Raw genomic sequence first — 15,852 nt, forward strand, 5'->3', positions numbered from 1 at the left:
TCTTTCCCTACACGACGCTCTTCCGATCTTGCCATAACATTTCCGTATCTAGTACCACATATTAATGTTTTGTCTGGTGATACTGTTTTAGACTTAGCTACGAATACTTTCTCCATCATAGCTTTTGAAATTCCCATAGCATTTATTGGATATGCTGCCTTGTCGGTTGATAGGCATATTACTTTTTTAACTCCATACTCAATTGCAGCTGTAAGTACATTATCTGTACCTAATACATTAGTTTTAACTGCTTCAAGAGGGAAAAATTCACAAGATGGAACTTGTTTTAATGCAGCTGCGTGAAATATGTAATCTACGCCATGCATAGCATTTTTTACTGAAGATATATCACGTACATCCCCAATGTAAAATTTGATTTTATCGTTTTTATATAATTTTCTCATATCATCCTGTTTCTTTTCATCTCTTGAGAATACACGAATCTCTGCTATATCTGTATCTAAAAATCTTTTAAGTACAGCGTTTCCAAAAGAACCTGTTCCTCCTGTAATCATTAATGTTTTACCTTTAAACATATGTATCTCCTCCGATATTAAATTATTTCCAAAATATTTTTCAATTCTATTTAGTAAATCCTGTTTGTTAAAATTGTTATCATAATATGCTCTTGCGTTTACCCCGAGTTTTCGCAATGACTCTGCTGATTCACTAGATAATTTCATTATCATATCTGCAAGTACCGAATCGTCACCTGCCGGGACGCAAAGACCAGAATTTGACTCTTTAATTATTTTATCCGTTTCGCCATTAGCTGATGCAATAATAGGCAAGCCACAAGCCATGTATGATTGGAGCTTTGCAGGGATTGTCATTGAAAATAATGGTCCACCTGTTAAACACAGGAATGCCGCATCGCTTGCTGCCATAAAATCTGGTATCCTAGTCGCCTTTTGTTTATCAATAAAGTTAAACATAGTTCCTAAGTTACCCTCATTTACAAGTTGAATTAATGATGATTTATATCTGCCATCACCAATAATATTAAAACGAATTTTTCTTTCATAGCCACTTTCTTTAATTATTTTTGCCGCTTTTGGCAATATATCTAAGCCCTGCGCATTACCGATATTGCCAGCAAAAGTTATATTAAAAGCATCATCATCTGGAATTTCTTCAATGTCTGTTTTTTCTATGTATCTATAAAAATCCTCCGCATACTGTGGCCAATATTCTATTCTATCTATTGGTACACCGCGATTTTGGATTGATTTTACAAAGCTATTTGATGTCGTAAAAATCCGTGTACAACCAGCATATATATAGTCAACCATCTTACCTATAGCACTAGTAATCCTTTTGTCAGTTATTCCTGTAATTATTTCCACATTTTCAGGCCAAAGATCCTGAACATACAAGTAACATGGTATCTTTCGCTTTTTAGCATACCATACACCTGGCAAAGCTTGAGTCATTGGTGATACTTCAAATATAAATACAAAGTCAGCTCTAATTTTTGTGAACAATTTCCAAAAAAAACCTGATACAACAAAGGACAAATAGTTTAAACAAAGCATTATAGAATTCTTTCCTCTAGGTACTAGTGGGAGTCTTATTATATCTATACCATTATAGACTTCTTTAGTCTTCTTAAACAGTCCATACCCTTTGTAATACTCACCTTGGGGATAATTAGGTATTCCAGTTATAACAGTTACTTTATATCCTCGTTTCACCCATTCGCTGCAAATATCATTTATACGAAACTGTTCAGGATAAAAATATTGGGTTATAACTAAAATATGTTTTTTCAATTCATTAACCCCCCTCTTAGTTATTTTTCTGTTGCCACAATTGATTGTTTCAGATCCCTAATTCTATAATTTTCTTTATAATCAGACATACTCTTCTCATAAACCAAATTGCCAAAGACCTTATTAAGTAATGCAACCTTTAAACCCATAAGACGTATTAGTGGATTAAATACACTAGTTAGTCTAATTTGCTTACCATGGGTCTTTGCAATAAGTTTCACCATTTCTGAAGTCTTAACATATTCGCTATTTTGAGGATAGAATGTTCCTCGCTCATCATTTTCAATCATGAGTCTAATAAATTCACATAAATTATCTATGTGAAGCATACTTCGCTGATTATTAATAGCTGGAAATACCGGAAGTCTTTGAGCGAGCTTCGCGAGTTTTGGGTAATTACCTTTAGATCCTTTCCCATAAATCATAGGCGGTCTAAGAATAACAATTTTAAAATCATCACTTTCTAAAAGTTTTAAATTCACCTCTGCTTGAAGCTTGCTGTTTCCATAAAAATTGCTGGGATTTGGAACAGTGTTTTTATCTATTACTTTTCCACCATTTACACTGCTGCTATCACCATAAACTATTATGCTGCTCATAAAAATAAACTGCTTTACACCAGCCATTTTTGCTTTTTTAGCAGTCTCTATGGGAAGATCACGATTGACTTTATAATATAATGATTCCATGGATGGATCTGTTGATACGTGTGCTATCCCAGCAACGTGAAAAATTACATCATACTTTGAAAAATCTTCTTCTTTCCATGAATTGTCTTTCATGTCCACTGTATCTATAGAATAACTTTCTAGCCATTTCTCAAGAGATGTACCTATATAGCTATTAGCTCCTGTTATAAGTATTTTTTTCATCTTAATATCATCTCCTTCTTAACAGATACGTTTTATACCACCTAATAAAATTTATAAAGTAGAATCTTTAGACCTATTCGCTTCGGGTTTATTATCATGTAACTTTTCGAACCCATCATCGCGTATTCCCTCTGCTTTTATAACTTTAGATACCGTTCTAAATAATATTTTTATATCAAGTGACAATGATTTGTTTTCTAAATAATATACGTCATGTACGGTTTTATTATAATCATCGTTATCATCTCGTCCATTAATTTGAGCCCATCCAGTAACTCCTGGCAGTAATACATGAACGCTTGCTTTTGTTCTCATTGCCTTAAGTTCATACTGATTGTATAAAGCTGGTCTTGGTCCCACAAAGGTCATATCTCCTTTAAGTATATTGATTAATTGTGGAAGTTCGTCTAAACTAGATTTTCTTAAGAATTTTCCAATTAGAGTTATATAATTTTTTGAATTATCAAGTTTATCAGTTGATACATCAGGTGTTCCAATTTTCATTGTCCTAAATTTATAGAATTTAAACAATTCATTATTTTTACCTATTCTCATCTGAGTGAAAAATACTGGCCCTTTTGAAGTTAACTTTATCATTATTCCTATAATCAAAAATAATGGTGATAGTAACATTAAAATAAATAAACTAAATGCACTGTCCAAAAATCTTTTCATAATATCCTCCTAATTGTTTGCAATTTTTTTTTTAAAAAATAAGGCTAATATAAACGCTAAGTTTATTAGCTTTGCAGCACTTAGTATTAGATTGACTAATTCTACTAAAGCATTTAAATAATATTATTAATCTTTTTATAATTACCTCTTTTGCGTGTAGTCAACAAACATAATGCTTGTACCTAATTGCTTTGTTAAAATAAAAAGTTTGTTTAAATTATATAACCATTATATCAAATTACAACATATAATGTAATAATTTTAGTTAATTTTGTACACTTGAGTACAGAACCTTTTATTTTTCATTCTAATCTGTTCTTAAAATCCAGTATTAAATATAACTCAATTTCACATAAGGAGTCAAGTAAAATCAATTGTAATTTGTTTAATATAACGGTATGTTAAGCAATCCACGCTAAAAAAGAACAGAAGTTGTAAATTATTGATTTTTATCTACTATATTAAATTTATTAATAGTCCATAATAAACTTTAACATCTAGTTAACATGAACTTAACTTACGTCAAGTAATATAATATTTACAATATATCCAATGTTATCTAAAGGAGTTGTATCCAATGATTGTAAATTTTAAAAATATTTCCATTCCTATAAAAGTTATTTTGATAGTAGCTGGGACATTAGCTTTTTTTATGGCTATAGAAAATGTTATTATATATAGAGTTACTTATAATAAAATGGTAAGCACTAATAAACAGAACATGAAGTTAGTGTCTAACGAGGTATATGAAAATTTCAAAAATTTAATAAAATTACAAACAAGTGATGTTGAAAAAAATGCATTAAATGAGGACATTATTGGACTTGTAAAACATAAAAATGTTACAAAACGTGATGAGTTTAAGATCAAATATAAAGGTGAAATTGAAGATATGACAAATAAGTTAAAGACATATGCTAAAAGTAATAAGACTGATGAACATGAGTTCATTGCAGATAAAGATGGAGTGATTATAGCCGATAGTGATGAGGAATATTTAAATAGTGATTTAAGTCAAAATGATTACGCTAAAAAAGCTTTGAGTGGTTCGTCTTTCGTAAGTTCAGTATATACATCTGTTGTAAATTTCAAACCAGTAGTTACATTTGTACAACCAATTAAGGATGAAAATAATAATGTGATAGGAATAGCTGGGAAAAGCGTATACATAGACTATTTTTCTCAGAGATTTGATAAATTTAAATTCTTAGACGATGGATTTTTATTCGTAGTAGATAGTAATCAAAATATAATATATCATCCAGATAAACATCTTATTAATAAAAAACTAGACATTTCTGAACTAATTAGTATTACAAAAGATAAAAAAAGTTTTCAAAAGAGTGATATGAAAGAGTTTACATATAGGACTGGTAAAGATAAATTTAATGCATTTTATATTAGTGTACCAGAACTTAAAAGTTTAGTGGTGCTTACAGTAAATGAGAATAATATAAAAAGTTCTTCAAATACAATAGGAAAACTTATAGTGTTAATGACTTTTATAATGCTTATAGTAATGGTTCCAATATGCTATATATGTATAAGAAGAATTCTAAGACCAATGAATAAACTTGTGAAAAACACAGTAGAAATTTCAAATGGCAATCTTTCAGTTGTGAACGTAATAGAAAGTAATGATGAAATTGGTAAATTAGCAATGAGTTTTAATACTATGACTGAAAATATTAAATCGTTAGTTTATGACATAGCTAAGGTGACAGAGGAGCTTTTGCATATTAACAAAGTTACTGGTACAACGCAGCATAATATAGTAAATGGCATGGAGATAATCACAGAAAACACCCAAGTGGTTTCTAATGATACTGATAAGTTAAATAATGTAATAGATGTATGTGTTAGGTCTTTTGAGTCAATAACAAAAAAAGTCCGAATCATTAAAAAACAATCTACCGATATGTTCTTAAAGGCTGAAAATATTAAGGAGATTAATAATACAAATATAAGTTCAGTAACTAGTTTAAAATATATAAATAAAGAAAGTACAAATAAGTTAAATGGGGTAAATGATTCTTTCAAGGAGTTATATACAGATTTTATGGGAATTAACAATATAGTAGATGTTGTTAATAACATATCTAAAAGGACTCATATATTGTCTCTAAACGCATCAATTGAAGCTGCAACAGCTGGAAAATATGGTGCTGGATTTAGTGTGGTTGCTAAAGAAATTAGAAGCTTATCAGAGGGTATTGGTGAGCAAATGAGTAAAATACAAGATATAGTTAGTAGTGTACATAATAATATGGTAAGGACTGAAAATAGCATAGGCGAAGTTAATAGGGTTTTTAATGAGCAGGATAGTGCTATAAATGATACTATTGTGAGTTATAAAAAGGCATTAAGTTCAACTGACGATATTGCAGGGTCTATTTGCAATATTCATCTTAGTATCGATGAATTAAACAATGAAAATAGAAGTGTCATAAACAACCTTAAAGAGGTAAATGTTATTTGCACAGAGTTTACAAATTCTGTGGGTCAAATAAGTTCTGTAATTGAAAATCAATATGGTGAAACTAAGAATATGGATGGGTTAGTACAACAATTAGAAGATTCAACTAATGAACTTAGGGAAAAAATGAATAGATTTAATTTGTAAAAATATAACAATATAAAGATAGAGTGGACGACTTTCAGGTTTAGGCAGAGGGTATAAATGAAAAAGGAAACCAAAAAATATTTGGTTTCCTTTTTTATTTACATGTTATTTAAAATCTTGGCTTAATCGTTCAATAACACGTTTTTCACCCATAGCTTGCATAACTTCATGTAGATCTTGAGTTTGTGTTCTATTAGTTAATGCCACTCTTACAATTGTTGCAACATCTGATAATTGACCTTTAAACAAATCTGGATTCTTTTTATAAGTTTTCGCATTTTTTGCATATCCAAGGTTTAAAGCAAGTTCTTTAAGGGTCGCAAACCAAGTATCATTATCATGAGAAAAATCATATACACCTATATAACTTGAAAGTACACTTCTTACCTCGTCCATTGGTATATGATCAGGGAAATTGTATCCTTCAATAAGGCTATTCTTGTAAAGATCATCGAAAAAGTATACAATATGTTCTTTTACATCTAACCATTTCACAAAATCTTTTCTTGGTTTGTCATTAACTCTTTCTATATTAAATATTTTTTTAGCATATTCTTCATTTGCTATTAATAATTCTGACATTTTAACATCATAATTTTTAGCCCAATTAAGATAAAGATCATATACAGTAGATGCATCCATAGTAGCTATAACATCTTTACTAATATCGTTAAGTTTTAAAATATCAAATAAGGCTCCACTTTTGCTCATATTTTCAAGGGTAATATTAAAGCTTGTGCAAGGGAGATTTTTATTAGCATCCCTCCACTCTTGAAAATCTGAATTAATTAAATTAACAAGATATTCAGTTACAGCTATAAAAGGATACCCCTCAGATCTATAAAATTCAACTGAGATTTCTGGGTCTTTTCTCTTGCTAAGCTTACGTTTTGATGTTCCATCCATTTTCATAATTGTAGGTATATGAGCATATCGTGGGGCTGTAAAGCCTAACATTTCAAACAACTGTAAATGTATAGGAAGAGATGAAAGCCACTCCTCACCACGAATTACATGGGTTGTTCCCATCAGATGATCATCTATAGCATGAGCAAAATGATATGTTGGAATTCCGTTTGTTTTAAGAATTACAATGTCTTGGTCATTTTCTGGCATACTTATGGTACCTTTAATTAAATCATTACAAACAACTCTTTTGCCAGATTCTTCGGGTGCTCTAAGTCTTATAACATAAGGCGTACCCTTTGCGAGCTCAGAAGTAATTTCATCCATTGTTGAATTCCGGTGAATAGCCCATTTGCCATGATATCCTGTATTGATTTTTAGTTCTTGCTGAATTGTTCTCGTTTTATCTAAATCTTCTGTAGTGCAAAAGCAAGGGTAAGCGAGGCCTTTTGATATTAGAGACTTTACAAAGGCATGATATATATTAATTCTGTCGCTTTGTTTATATGGTCCATAGGCACCTTTTTCGTTATTAGAATCTATAACACCTTCATCAAAGTTAATACCAAAATCTCGAAGAGTGCTTGTGCTATCCTCAATTGCTCCAGCTACCTCTCTTTTTTTGTCAGTATCTTCTACTCTAAAATAAAATATACCTTCGCTTTGGTGTGCAAGCCTTTCAGATATAAGAGCAGCAAAGACACCTCCAAGATGTTGAAAGCCAGTAGGACTTGGTGCGTATCTTGTAACCATAGCATTAGGTTTAAGATTTCTTTTAGGGTAAATATTTCTATAGTATTCTGGAGTTTCGGATACGTCAGGTAATAATAAATTAGCTAGTTTTAAATAATCCATATTAATCATCCTTTCTTATGTAAGTAGTTTAATTTAAAATAAAAAACCTCTCATCCTATAATATAATAGGACGAAAGGTAAACTTTCGCGATACCACCTAAATTGAAATTATACATACTTATCTCTTCCATTACATTTAACTTCAATTATACATATATTTTTACAAGATGTCAATATAGCAAATTTTACAATCCAAGTGACAAGAAAAAACAGATATATCATGTTTATTTTAGTACACAATTATTAGAGACTATTATGTTTAAATTCACTTTTTTTAATAAACAACATATATTAGTAGTAGAGGATGAATATTGTGCTAAAAAATCTCATAGACTTTAAAAAAGAATTAATTATATGTTCATGTATAGGTTTTCATAAATATGTTATAATATATAGAATAATCGAAATCTTATAGGATATTTAGGTTTTAATTTAGTTTCATAATCATTTTGTAACTAAGATTATGGGAGATATGAAAGTGAGGTGATAATAATATGGGAGCGTTAGTTTTGCTCAGTGGGTTTACTCAAAAGGACAATGTGAATTTAATAAAGAGAATGAAAGAAATATTTTTAGATAGAAAATATACTATGAGTTATATTCCTTCAATAACTGATAAGAAATTAGAAAGTTTCAAAAATACAAAAATGCAATTACGTGAATATGGAAATTTTGAATTTAATTATTTTGATATAGATGATTTTTGCAGTATGGATAAAATAGATGCAATATTTAAGTCTGATGTAATATATTTATCAGGTGGTAATGCTTACTATTTTTTAAATAATCTTAAGAAAAGATATTTTATAACTAGGCTAAGACGATATGTGAAAAATGGTGGGTGTATTATTGGGCTATGCGCAGGTGCCATAATGATGGCAAATGATATATCAGCTGCACAGTTTGGCGGTGAGGATATAGTAGGTTTATCAAATCTATCATCTTTGGCTTTAGTTGATTTTAATTTTATGCCACATTGGAATAAGAGTAGTAAGTATTTAGATGATATAAAGAAGTATTCTAATAATACCGGTAATATAGTTTATACTTGTAATGACGGAGATGGAATAGTTGTAATTAACAATGAATTACAATTTTATGGAGATATAAATATGATAAAAGAGGGAGAAATAGAACAAGTCTAATAAAAAATCAAAGTAGTATTTTATTTTTTTATATTGATTTTTTACAAAACTATATTTTTGTTTTGAAGAAATATATTAGCTAGCAGTTCTAGCGATACTTGCTATTCTCATTTTGATCTTATTAAGTTTAAAAATCTGATGCCTTTCTAGTATTTCAAGTGATGTATAAGTATACCTTATAAATATAGCTGCTGTAATAAAGGATATCACATCTGAAATTGGATAAGCAAGCCATGCTCCGAAGACTCCCATATCTAAACCAATTACAAATGAATATACAAGTGGTATAAATACTATTATTTGCCTGAAGATTGACAATTTGAAAGAGGCTTTAACTCTATTTATAGCTTGGCAATAAGAAATTGCTAAATAATATACCCCAATACAAGGAAATACAGCGATAACCATTCTAAAAGCCTTAGTGGTTTGTTCGATAATGGCTTTATCACTTATAAATAAACCTATTAGTTGGTTTGAAAAAATCATAAATATTGCCCATAATAAAGTTGAACTTACAGAAACTGCAATTATGGATGATTTAACGACTTCTTTTAATCTTGTATAATTTCCAGCACCAAAATTATAGGCAGCAATTGGTTGCATAGCTGAACTTATACCCATAACAGTCATAAACAAAAACATTGAAACCCTTGTAGTTAAACCTATTGTTACAATAGCTGAATCTCCACCATAGGAGAATAGTAGATTGTTTAAGATAGCAGCTACTAGTGCATCAGATATCTCTACTATAAAGGTTGAAAATCCAATACTAATTATTCCAATAGATATTGCCTTATTAAGACGTAATTTAAAAGAAAAATTCAAACTTGTTTTTAATTTTATAAATACAATTAGAACATATATAAAAGCAATTATTTGCGATGCAACAGTTGCTATAGCAGCTCCTTTTACTCCGTATGAAAATACATTTATTAGAAAATAATCTATAATTACATTGAAAATTGCTCCAATAGAAGTGCTTAATAAAACTATTTTGGTGTTTCCAAAAGATGTTATAATATATGATGCAATTACGGTGAAAGATTGAAATAGTACACCGATTAAGATTATACTTATATAATTTTTTGCAAGAGAAAATGTGTTTTTAGAGGCTCCTAGGCTAATTAAAATCCTATCTTGAAAAATAAAAATACTAGCAGCAATTATAGATACTATTATAAACATTAAAATTATAGCATTTGGTATAATTGTTTTAAGAGTTTCATAATCTTTGTCTCCACAGCTTCGTGAAACACAAGTTGAAGCACCGATAGCTATAAGCATAGATATGGCAAAGAATAGTCTTTGAATTGGAAATGCTATGGTTAAAGCACCAATTGCATTAGCACCAATTGCTTGACCTAAAAACATTGAATCCACCATGTTGTACATTTCTGCTACCATTAAAGAAATTATTGCTGGTACTGAGAATTTATATAAAAGTTTAGAAATGTTTTCCTCAGCAAACATTTTATTACTTTCTGCGATGTTACTTAGTGTCATGAAATCCACTACTCCTTAAATTTTTATTTCTATAATATTATTTTACGCTATTATGCATTTTTTAACATTCACATGCTTGCTAGATAAAAAGTACAAAATTGCTAACATGAGAGTTAGCATTATATACAAATAACAAAAAAACACCCTAAAATAGGTGTTTTTGTACTTCTTGAAGAACTATTAATGTAGAACCATAGCCTTCTATTTTTATTATGTTATTATAAACTGCTGTTTTTTTAGCATATGATAAGGAAATGTTAGGAGTAGAAATCTTAGTTAGAATTTTCCACTCATCATAACCAAGTCGTTTTGGCTTACCCATGCGTAACCAGATATCATAAGCTGAGCCAACTTTTTCTCCGATTTCATATTTAATAACTTTGTAGTCATGAATCAAATTTTTAATTGATAAGGATATCTTTCTCTCAGTAATATTTTTAATACCTTTACCTTTAGATAAATCCTCTAACTTAATTAAGGTATTAAGTTCATCACTGTAACTGTAAAGTAAAACCTGGATATCTTCATCTCTTCTTGTGATAATATATCCATCGCCTTTATCTATAACCTCATCTCCTAGTTTAGACAATAAATAATAGGCATAATATGAAGCTTTTCTTATTCCGTCTAATGTAAGAAGTCCAGGTGATCCGAAAAATAGTTCATTATTTAAAATTGAGTTTTCTTCTACGGTGTCGAAAGCTTTTAATGCATTTAAGCTGCTAGTATCATTAATAAAATTATGAATAATATATGGAAGCATATATGATGAGTCATAAATAGTATTTATAGCTTCCGGGCCATTAAAAGGTTCTTCTATTAAATCTTGCAGTTGATATTTATCGAAAATTTGCTTAGAAATCTCTATATATTCTATAGAAAGATTTATTGAACTTTGAAATCTCCATAACTTTACAACCTCTATTCCATATATATCTGCAAAATATAATATAAAGCTTTCTAAAAGCTTTATGAAAGAACTTTTTTCTTCAAAAATTTGATCTAAAATTATTACTGGAACAAGTGATATATCCATTAAAAACTCTAATAGCTTTTCAACTTCATTCCAATTTAAAAAATTTACATTTTCATTAAAATATATTTTCATTTCTTTTCCAAAGAGATTTTGAACAATACCATTTTTAAAACCTATAGCCTCTTGAAAAGTTCTTAGGTATTCTTGTTCTCTTGCTTTAATAAGTTCTTTTGCTTGACCTAAATTTATATTTTCTTCCCATTTATGGTATAAATGTACACTTGGGAGAGTAAAATCTGTTTGTAGTTTTATAATTTTATTTGTATAGTTAAATCTATCATAGTCTTCTAAGTAATTGGATAAATATTGAATGGAAGTAGAGAGATCATAAGTTTGTATTTTTTTAAAATTATCAAATTGATCAGCTGGTATATCATATTTTTTTCTAAATTGTAGTGGTGTACACTTATAATGATCTTTAAAACTTTTATTGTAATACCTAGCATGAGAAAAACCAACATCAAAAGAAATATCTGATATTGTTTTATCAGTATCTAATAATAATTTAATAGATTCATCTACTCGTACATTATTTACTAATTCTTTTAAATTTGTTCCAGACATTTCTTTTATTTGATGACATAAATAATAAGAACTTAAATATTCTATGCTTGCTATATCCTGCAAACTTATCTTGTTCATATAGTTATTGTATATATATCTAATAATTCTATGATATCTTTGAAATTGTGTTACATTCTCTTTTATATCTTTTTCGTCATATGAAAGATAGTGGAAGTTGTTTATTAAATGGAATAATAACTTTACTAAAATGGACTCTATCTGATCATCAAAGTTTTCGCTTTTTTGTATTACTTCGCAAGCTAAAATAGATAAATACTTTCGTAGAACATCATACTTTTCCTCTCTTTGTGCACCTTCTTCACTTGAGTTTGTATAAAAATATATATTTTTCATATCATCATAATATTTTTCGAAAAATGTAGGGTCTAAGTGAAAAATTAATACCTTATTTTCAACATCCGAGTAAATTCTATGCGCTTCATCACAATTTATAATCTCAAGTTCACGTGCGTATACTTCATAATTTCCTGATTCTATAAGTACATTAACAGTGCCCTCTAGTACAAAGATTATTTCTATAGAATTATGCCAGTGTATCGGGTAGTCATTTATATTCTTAAGGGAGATACTTATAGGTAAATCATTCATATAACTTATATATTCTTTTCTCATTTTAGTAACCCCTTTATTTTGATTATGTGTATATATATTATACATCTTAAATTGAGACATGATAGACCACGTAAATTAAATAGTAAATTTAATTTTATATTTTAGGTAATAAAGAAATATTATGTTTAATTTTATATTTTGTCAATAAATATTTTCTACATAATAAATTACATAAAAATTTCATATTTGGGAATAATATAATGATGAGTTTAGAATATATTAATTGATAAAAGTATATTATGTAAGGATGGTTTTTGTGGAAAATAATTATGCTAAAGTTTATAATATAAATAATTTCATTTTCTTTATTCTAAAAATTATTATTTTGTGTGAATTTTATAGTTTAGACACTTCTTAGAATGAAAGTCACCGGTTTATATAAGTGGTAACAAGGAGAAATGAAATGGAAAAAAATATTTATGTTGTTATTTCAAGAACACCAACAGCTACAGGGAAGATAGTTAGAAGATTTTTAAAAGAGAAATATAATCATGCCTCCATTAGCTTAGATGAAAATTTAAGTCAAATGTATTCATTTTGTAGGTTGTCAGTAAGTAATCCTCTTGTGGGGGGGATAGTGCGTGAGAGCGCATTTACTCTTACTATAGGACTAAAAGAAAATGTACCTATTAACATATACAGGATACCCGTTACAACGCAAGAATATGAATTGATAAGTAAATATATTTACGAAGTTTATAACGATGCAGAGGTTTATTACTACAATTTTCTTCAAGCTATTGGGCTTATTAATAATAAAAGGTATGTTGTTTACAAGACATATATATGTACTGAATTTGTTATGGAAACTTTAAAGAATGCAGGCATAAGGCTTACAACATTAGAAACATATCAGATAACACCAACAGATATTTGTAGGATTATGGAAAAGTTTATTTGCTACTCAGGAAATCTTGATGATTACCCATTTAGGGTGCAGAAAAAAACGAAGGAGGATGAGCTCTTCTTTTGTAAAACAGGTTTTTTTTATGAAGGGTTTCATACTATTAAACATTTTTGGATGGTTGTTTCTAGAGATAGGAATAGCAAAAAAACTAGTAAAAGAGTTAGTAAAAGTAAGAAAAGTAGAATTTAAATTAAAGGAAATACTAGGGGGAAAATAATGAATAGTTATAATCAAACTATTTGTATGAAATTAAAATTAGATGAGGAAGATAATAAGGCTATTAGGAGTCTTTGCGCTATTTGTTACAAAAAACAAAAGACTTACTTAAAATTGGAACTTGATTTAAAAAGAAGCCAAAGAAAAAAAATTACAAAGGATGAAGCTTTTTTAGAATTTCTTTATTATGAGAATAAGATTTTAGTAGGATATTTAGGAGTATGTAATTTCGGAGGAAATTCAGTTGAAATAAGTGGAATGGTGCATCCTGACTTTAGGCGACGTGGAATATTTAGAAAACTATATTTAATGGCGAAGGAAGAATGGCAAAAAATATCTCAAGCAGAGATTCTAGTGCTATGTGATCATACATCTATTTCGGGATTGACATTTATCAATTCTATTGGAGGTGAATATGTTTCATCAGAGTATAAAATGGGTTTAAATAGAAAAAATTTAGAGGCTAATATTAATAATAAACAAGAGAATTCTAGTCTTGTTAAACTTAGATTAGCAACTATTGAGGATGCAGCTGAAATTGATAGTCAAACCTCTATTTATTTTGGAAAGCCGCAAAATGAAATAGATGATACAGCAGTTAATATGGATAAGGTAGTTAATGAGGGTAAAGAAGCTTTAGAAAATTCTTTTATTCAGCAAGGTAATAATTTTATTAGTTATATGGCACTTCTTAAAGAGGAAATTATTGGTAAAGTTCACATTAGCATAATTAATAAGGAAGGGTTTATTTATGGATTTGGAATGCTTCCAGCTTTTAGAGGCAAAGGTTATGGAAGAGAAGTTTTATTAGCTACATTAGATATATTAAGAGAAAAAGATGTTGATAATGTTTTTCTTGAAGTTGCACGTCAAAATAAAAATGCACTTGGACTTTACGAATCTTGTGGATTTGAAGAGGTTTCTGTAATGGATTATTATGTAATAACTTAAAGCAACGGGTGATAATAATAATTAAATAAAACCTAACCTTTATTTAACCTGTTCTTAACCTTTCATGCATATAATGAAAGCATAGAGAGGAGAGTGAAGGATTATGAAAAATTTAAATATATGTATTGATATTGATGGAACAATAACTGATGATTATTTAAATAAACTGTTATTACAAAGCTTTGCAGTGTAATAACAGTTTGTTTTATTTTTTTTGTACCAAATATTTTTCTTTGAATTCTAAATATCCTTTTTTTCTTAGTTTACAAGAGGGACAGTCTCCACAACCGTTACCTTTTATACCATTATAACAAGTTAATGTTTGCTCTTTGACCACATCAAGCACACCTAAATCATAAGCCATTTTCCAAGTTTCTGCTTTGTTAATCCACATCAAGGGGGTTTCAATTACAAAATCATAACCCATAGCTAAATTTAAGGTTACATTTAAGGACTTAATAAACACATCTCGGCAATCGGGATATCCACTAAAATCACTTTGAGATACACCGGTTATTATATTATTTATACCTCTTTGCTTTGCAAATACGGCTACAAAAGTTAAAAACAATAAGTTACGTCCATCTACAAAAGAATTGGGAACACCATTAGTAGGAGCTGATTCATCAACTTTCATATCTTTTCTTGTTAAGGAATTTGGAGCTAACTGATTAAGTAAATGTAAATCTAAAACATGAAATTCAACATCATGCTCTTTGCATATAGTTTTTGCACATTCAAGTTCTAATATATGTTTCTGACCATAATCAAAAGATACAGCTATAACTTCCTTATATTTTTTTAATGCCCAAAATAAACAAGTAGTGCTATCTTGGCCACCACTGAATACTACTACTGCTTTTTCTTTATTCATAATTTACAGACTCCTTTAATTTGTTTTAGATATCATTTATTTAGTGTAAAGCATCATTAATTTATTATTTAAAATTACGTCAGTATTAAATCTTCCTCTATAGGTAGTTGTCATTGTTTTAGTGCCTGGTTTTTTTATTCCACGAGTAGTCATGCAGGCATGTTCACCTTCTATAATAACAGCTATGTCTTTCGATGCTGTTACTATTTCCATAATCTCTGCAATATCTGTTCCTATTCTTTCTTGGAGTTGAAGTCTTCGGCCCACCATATCAGCTATTCTTGCTATTTTACTTAGACCAATAATCTTTTTATTAGGAA

At 29.0% G+C, this 15,852-nt stretch carries 11 protein-coding genes and 1 pseudogene; 4 read left to right on the top strand and 8 right to left on the bottom strand.

The genetic code is table 11. From position 1 onward, the window contains the following. Positions 1 to 686: 686 nt before the first annotated feature. The 3 genes and pseudogenes from Q0649_RS19960 to Q0649_RS19970 all read right to left on the bottom strand — a co-directional run. A pseudogene (locus tag Q0649_RS19960) lies at positions 687 to 1,694 on the bottom strand (glycosyltransferase family 4 protein); the annotation flags it as partial. A 98-nt stretch (positions 1,695 to 1,792) separates the two neighbouring features. Beyond that, positions 1,793 to 2,644 carry an NAD-dependent epimerase/dehydratase family protein gene (locus tag Q0649_RS19965; RefSeq protein ID WP_298845966.1) on the bottom strand — a complete coding sequence of 284 codons (852 nt, stop codon included), beginning with the start codon at positions 2,642 to 2,644 and terminating at the stop codon, positions 1,793 to 1,795. Positions 2,645 to 2,695: 51 nt separating this feature from the next. Then, positions 2,696 to 3,319 carry a sugar transferase gene (locus tag Q0649_RS19970; protein WP_298845968.1) on the bottom strand — a complete coding sequence of 208 codons (624 nt, stop codon included), beginning with the start codon at positions 3,317 to 3,319 and terminating at the stop codon, positions 2,696 to 2,698. A gap of 577 nt (positions 3,320 to 3,896) precedes the next feature. Between Q0649_RS19970 and Q0649_RS19975 the strand changes: the two genes are divergently transcribed. After that, positions 3,897 to 5,942 carry a methyl-accepting chemotaxis protein gene (locus Q0649_RS19975; RefSeq protein WP_298845969.1) on the top strand — a complete coding sequence of 682 codons (2,046 nt, stop codon included), beginning with the start codon at positions 3,897 to 3,899 and terminating at the stop codon, positions 5,940 to 5,942. Positions 5,943 to 6,047: 105 nt separating this feature from the next. Here Q0649_RS19975 and gltX read toward each other — a convergent pair whose 3' ends face one another. Then, positions 6,048 to 7,703: a glutamate--tRNA ligase gene (gltX, locus tag Q0649_RS19980; protein ID WP_298845972.1), complete on the bottom strand. Its 1,656-nt coding sequence runs from the start codon at positions 7,701 to 7,703 to the stop codon at positions 6,048 to 6,050. A 494-nt stretch (positions 7,704 to 8,197) separates the two neighbouring features. On the opposite strand from gltX, the gene Q0649_RS19985 reads away from it, so the two are divergent. Beyond that, positions 8,198 to 8,848 carry a Type 1 glutamine amidotransferase-like domain-containing protein gene (locus Q0649_RS19985; protein ID WP_298845975.1) on the top strand — a complete coding sequence of 217 codons (651 nt, stop codon included), beginning with the start codon at positions 8,198 to 8,200 and terminating at the stop codon, positions 8,846 to 8,848. A gap of 75 nt (positions 8,849 to 8,923) precedes the next feature. Here the strand turns inward: Q0649_RS19985 and Q0649_RS19990 are convergent, their stop codons facing one another. After that, positions 8,924 to 10,351, bottom strand: coding sequence for an MATE family efflux transporter (locus Q0649_RS19990; RefSeq protein ID WP_298845977.1), 1,428 nt, complete (start codon positions 10,349 to 10,351; stop codon positions 8,924 to 8,926). A 145-nt stretch (positions 10,352 to 10,496) separates the two neighbouring features. Then, positions 10,497 to 12,584, bottom strand: a complete 2,088-nt coding sequence (locus Q0649_RS19995; RefSeq protein ID WP_298845980.1) for a helix-turn-helix domain-containing protein — start codon at positions 12,582 to 12,584, stop codon at positions 10,497 to 10,499. A 403-nt stretch (positions 12,585 to 12,987) separates the two neighbouring features. On the opposite strand from Q0649_RS19995, the gene Q0649_RS20000 reads away from it, so the two are divergent. Both Q0649_RS20000 and Q0649_RS20005 read left to right on the top strand, forming a co-directional pair. Further along, complete coding sequence (locus tag Q0649_RS20000) at positions 12,988 to 13,680, top strand: hypothetical protein (RefSeq protein ID WP_298845983.1); 693 nt, start codon at positions 12,988 to 12,990, stop codon at positions 13,678 to 13,680. Positions 13,681 to 13,707: 27 nt separating this feature from the next. After that, positions 13,708 to 14,658 carry a GNAT family N-acetyltransferase gene (locus Q0649_RS20005; protein WP_298845985.1) on the top strand — a complete coding sequence of 317 codons (951 nt, stop codon included), beginning with the start codon at positions 13,708 to 13,710 and terminating at the stop codon, positions 14,656 to 14,658. 205 nt (positions 14,659 to 14,863) lie between these two features. On the opposite strand, the gene queC is transcribed toward Q0649_RS20005, so the two are convergent. After that, positions 14,864 to 15,532: a 7-cyano-7-deazaguanine synthase QueC gene (queC, locus tag Q0649_RS20010; RefSeq protein WP_298845988.1), complete on the bottom strand. Its 669-nt coding sequence runs from the start codon at positions 15,530 to 15,532 to the stop codon at positions 14,864 to 14,866. A 36-nt stretch (positions 15,533 to 15,568) separates the two neighbouring features. After that, positions 15,569 to 15,852: GTP cyclohydrolase I (locus Q0649_RS20015; protein WP_298845991.1), on the bottom strand; the 284-nt coding region annotated here is incomplete at its 5' end.

Source organism: uncultured Clostridium sp., assembly GCF_937920395.1.
Taxonomy (GTDB): Bacteria; Bacillota; Clostridia; order Clostridiales; family Clostridiaceae; genus Clostridium_AD.

Excerpts from the sequence above, each read along its gene's own strand:
- Q0649_RS19965 (WP_298845966.1), bottom strand. The coding sequence starts at position 2,644 with ATGAAAAAAATACTTATAACAGGAGCTAATAGCTATATAGGTACATCT.
- Q0649_RS19970 (WP_298845968.1), bottom strand. The coding sequence starts at position 3,319 with ATGAAAAGATTTTTGGACAGTGCATTTAGTTTATTTATTTTAATGTTA.
- Q0649_RS19975 (WP_298845969.1), top strand. The coding sequence starts at position 3,897 with ATGATTGTAAATTTTAAAAATATTTCCATTCCTATAAAAGTTATTTTG.
- gltX (WP_298845972.1), bottom strand. The coding sequence starts at position 7,703 with ATGGATTATTTAAAACTAGCTAATTTATTATTACCTGACGTATCCGAA.
- Q0649_RS19985 (WP_298845975.1), top strand. The coding sequence starts at position 8,198 with ATGGGAGCGTTAGTTTTGCTCAGTGGGTTTACTCAAAAGGACAATGTG.
- Q0649_RS19990 (WP_298845977.1), bottom strand. The coding sequence starts at position 10,351 with ATGACACTAAGTAACATCGCAGAAAGTAATAAAATGTTTGCTGAGGAA.
- Q0649_RS19995 (WP_298845980.1), bottom strand. The coding sequence starts at position 12,584 with ATGAGAAAAGAATATATAAGTTATATGAATGATTTACCTATAAGTATC.
- Q0649_RS20000 (WP_298845983.1), top strand. The coding sequence starts at position 12,988 with ATGGAAAAAAATATTTATGTTGTTATTTCAAGAACACCAACAGCTACA.
- Q0649_RS20005 (WP_298845985.1), top strand. The coding sequence starts at position 13,708 with ATGAATAGTTATAATCAAACTATTTGTATGAAATTAAAATTAGATGAG.
- queC (WP_298845988.1), bottom strand. The coding sequence starts at position 15,532 with ATGAATAAAGAAAAAGCAGTAGTAGTATTCAGTGGTGGCCAAGATAGC.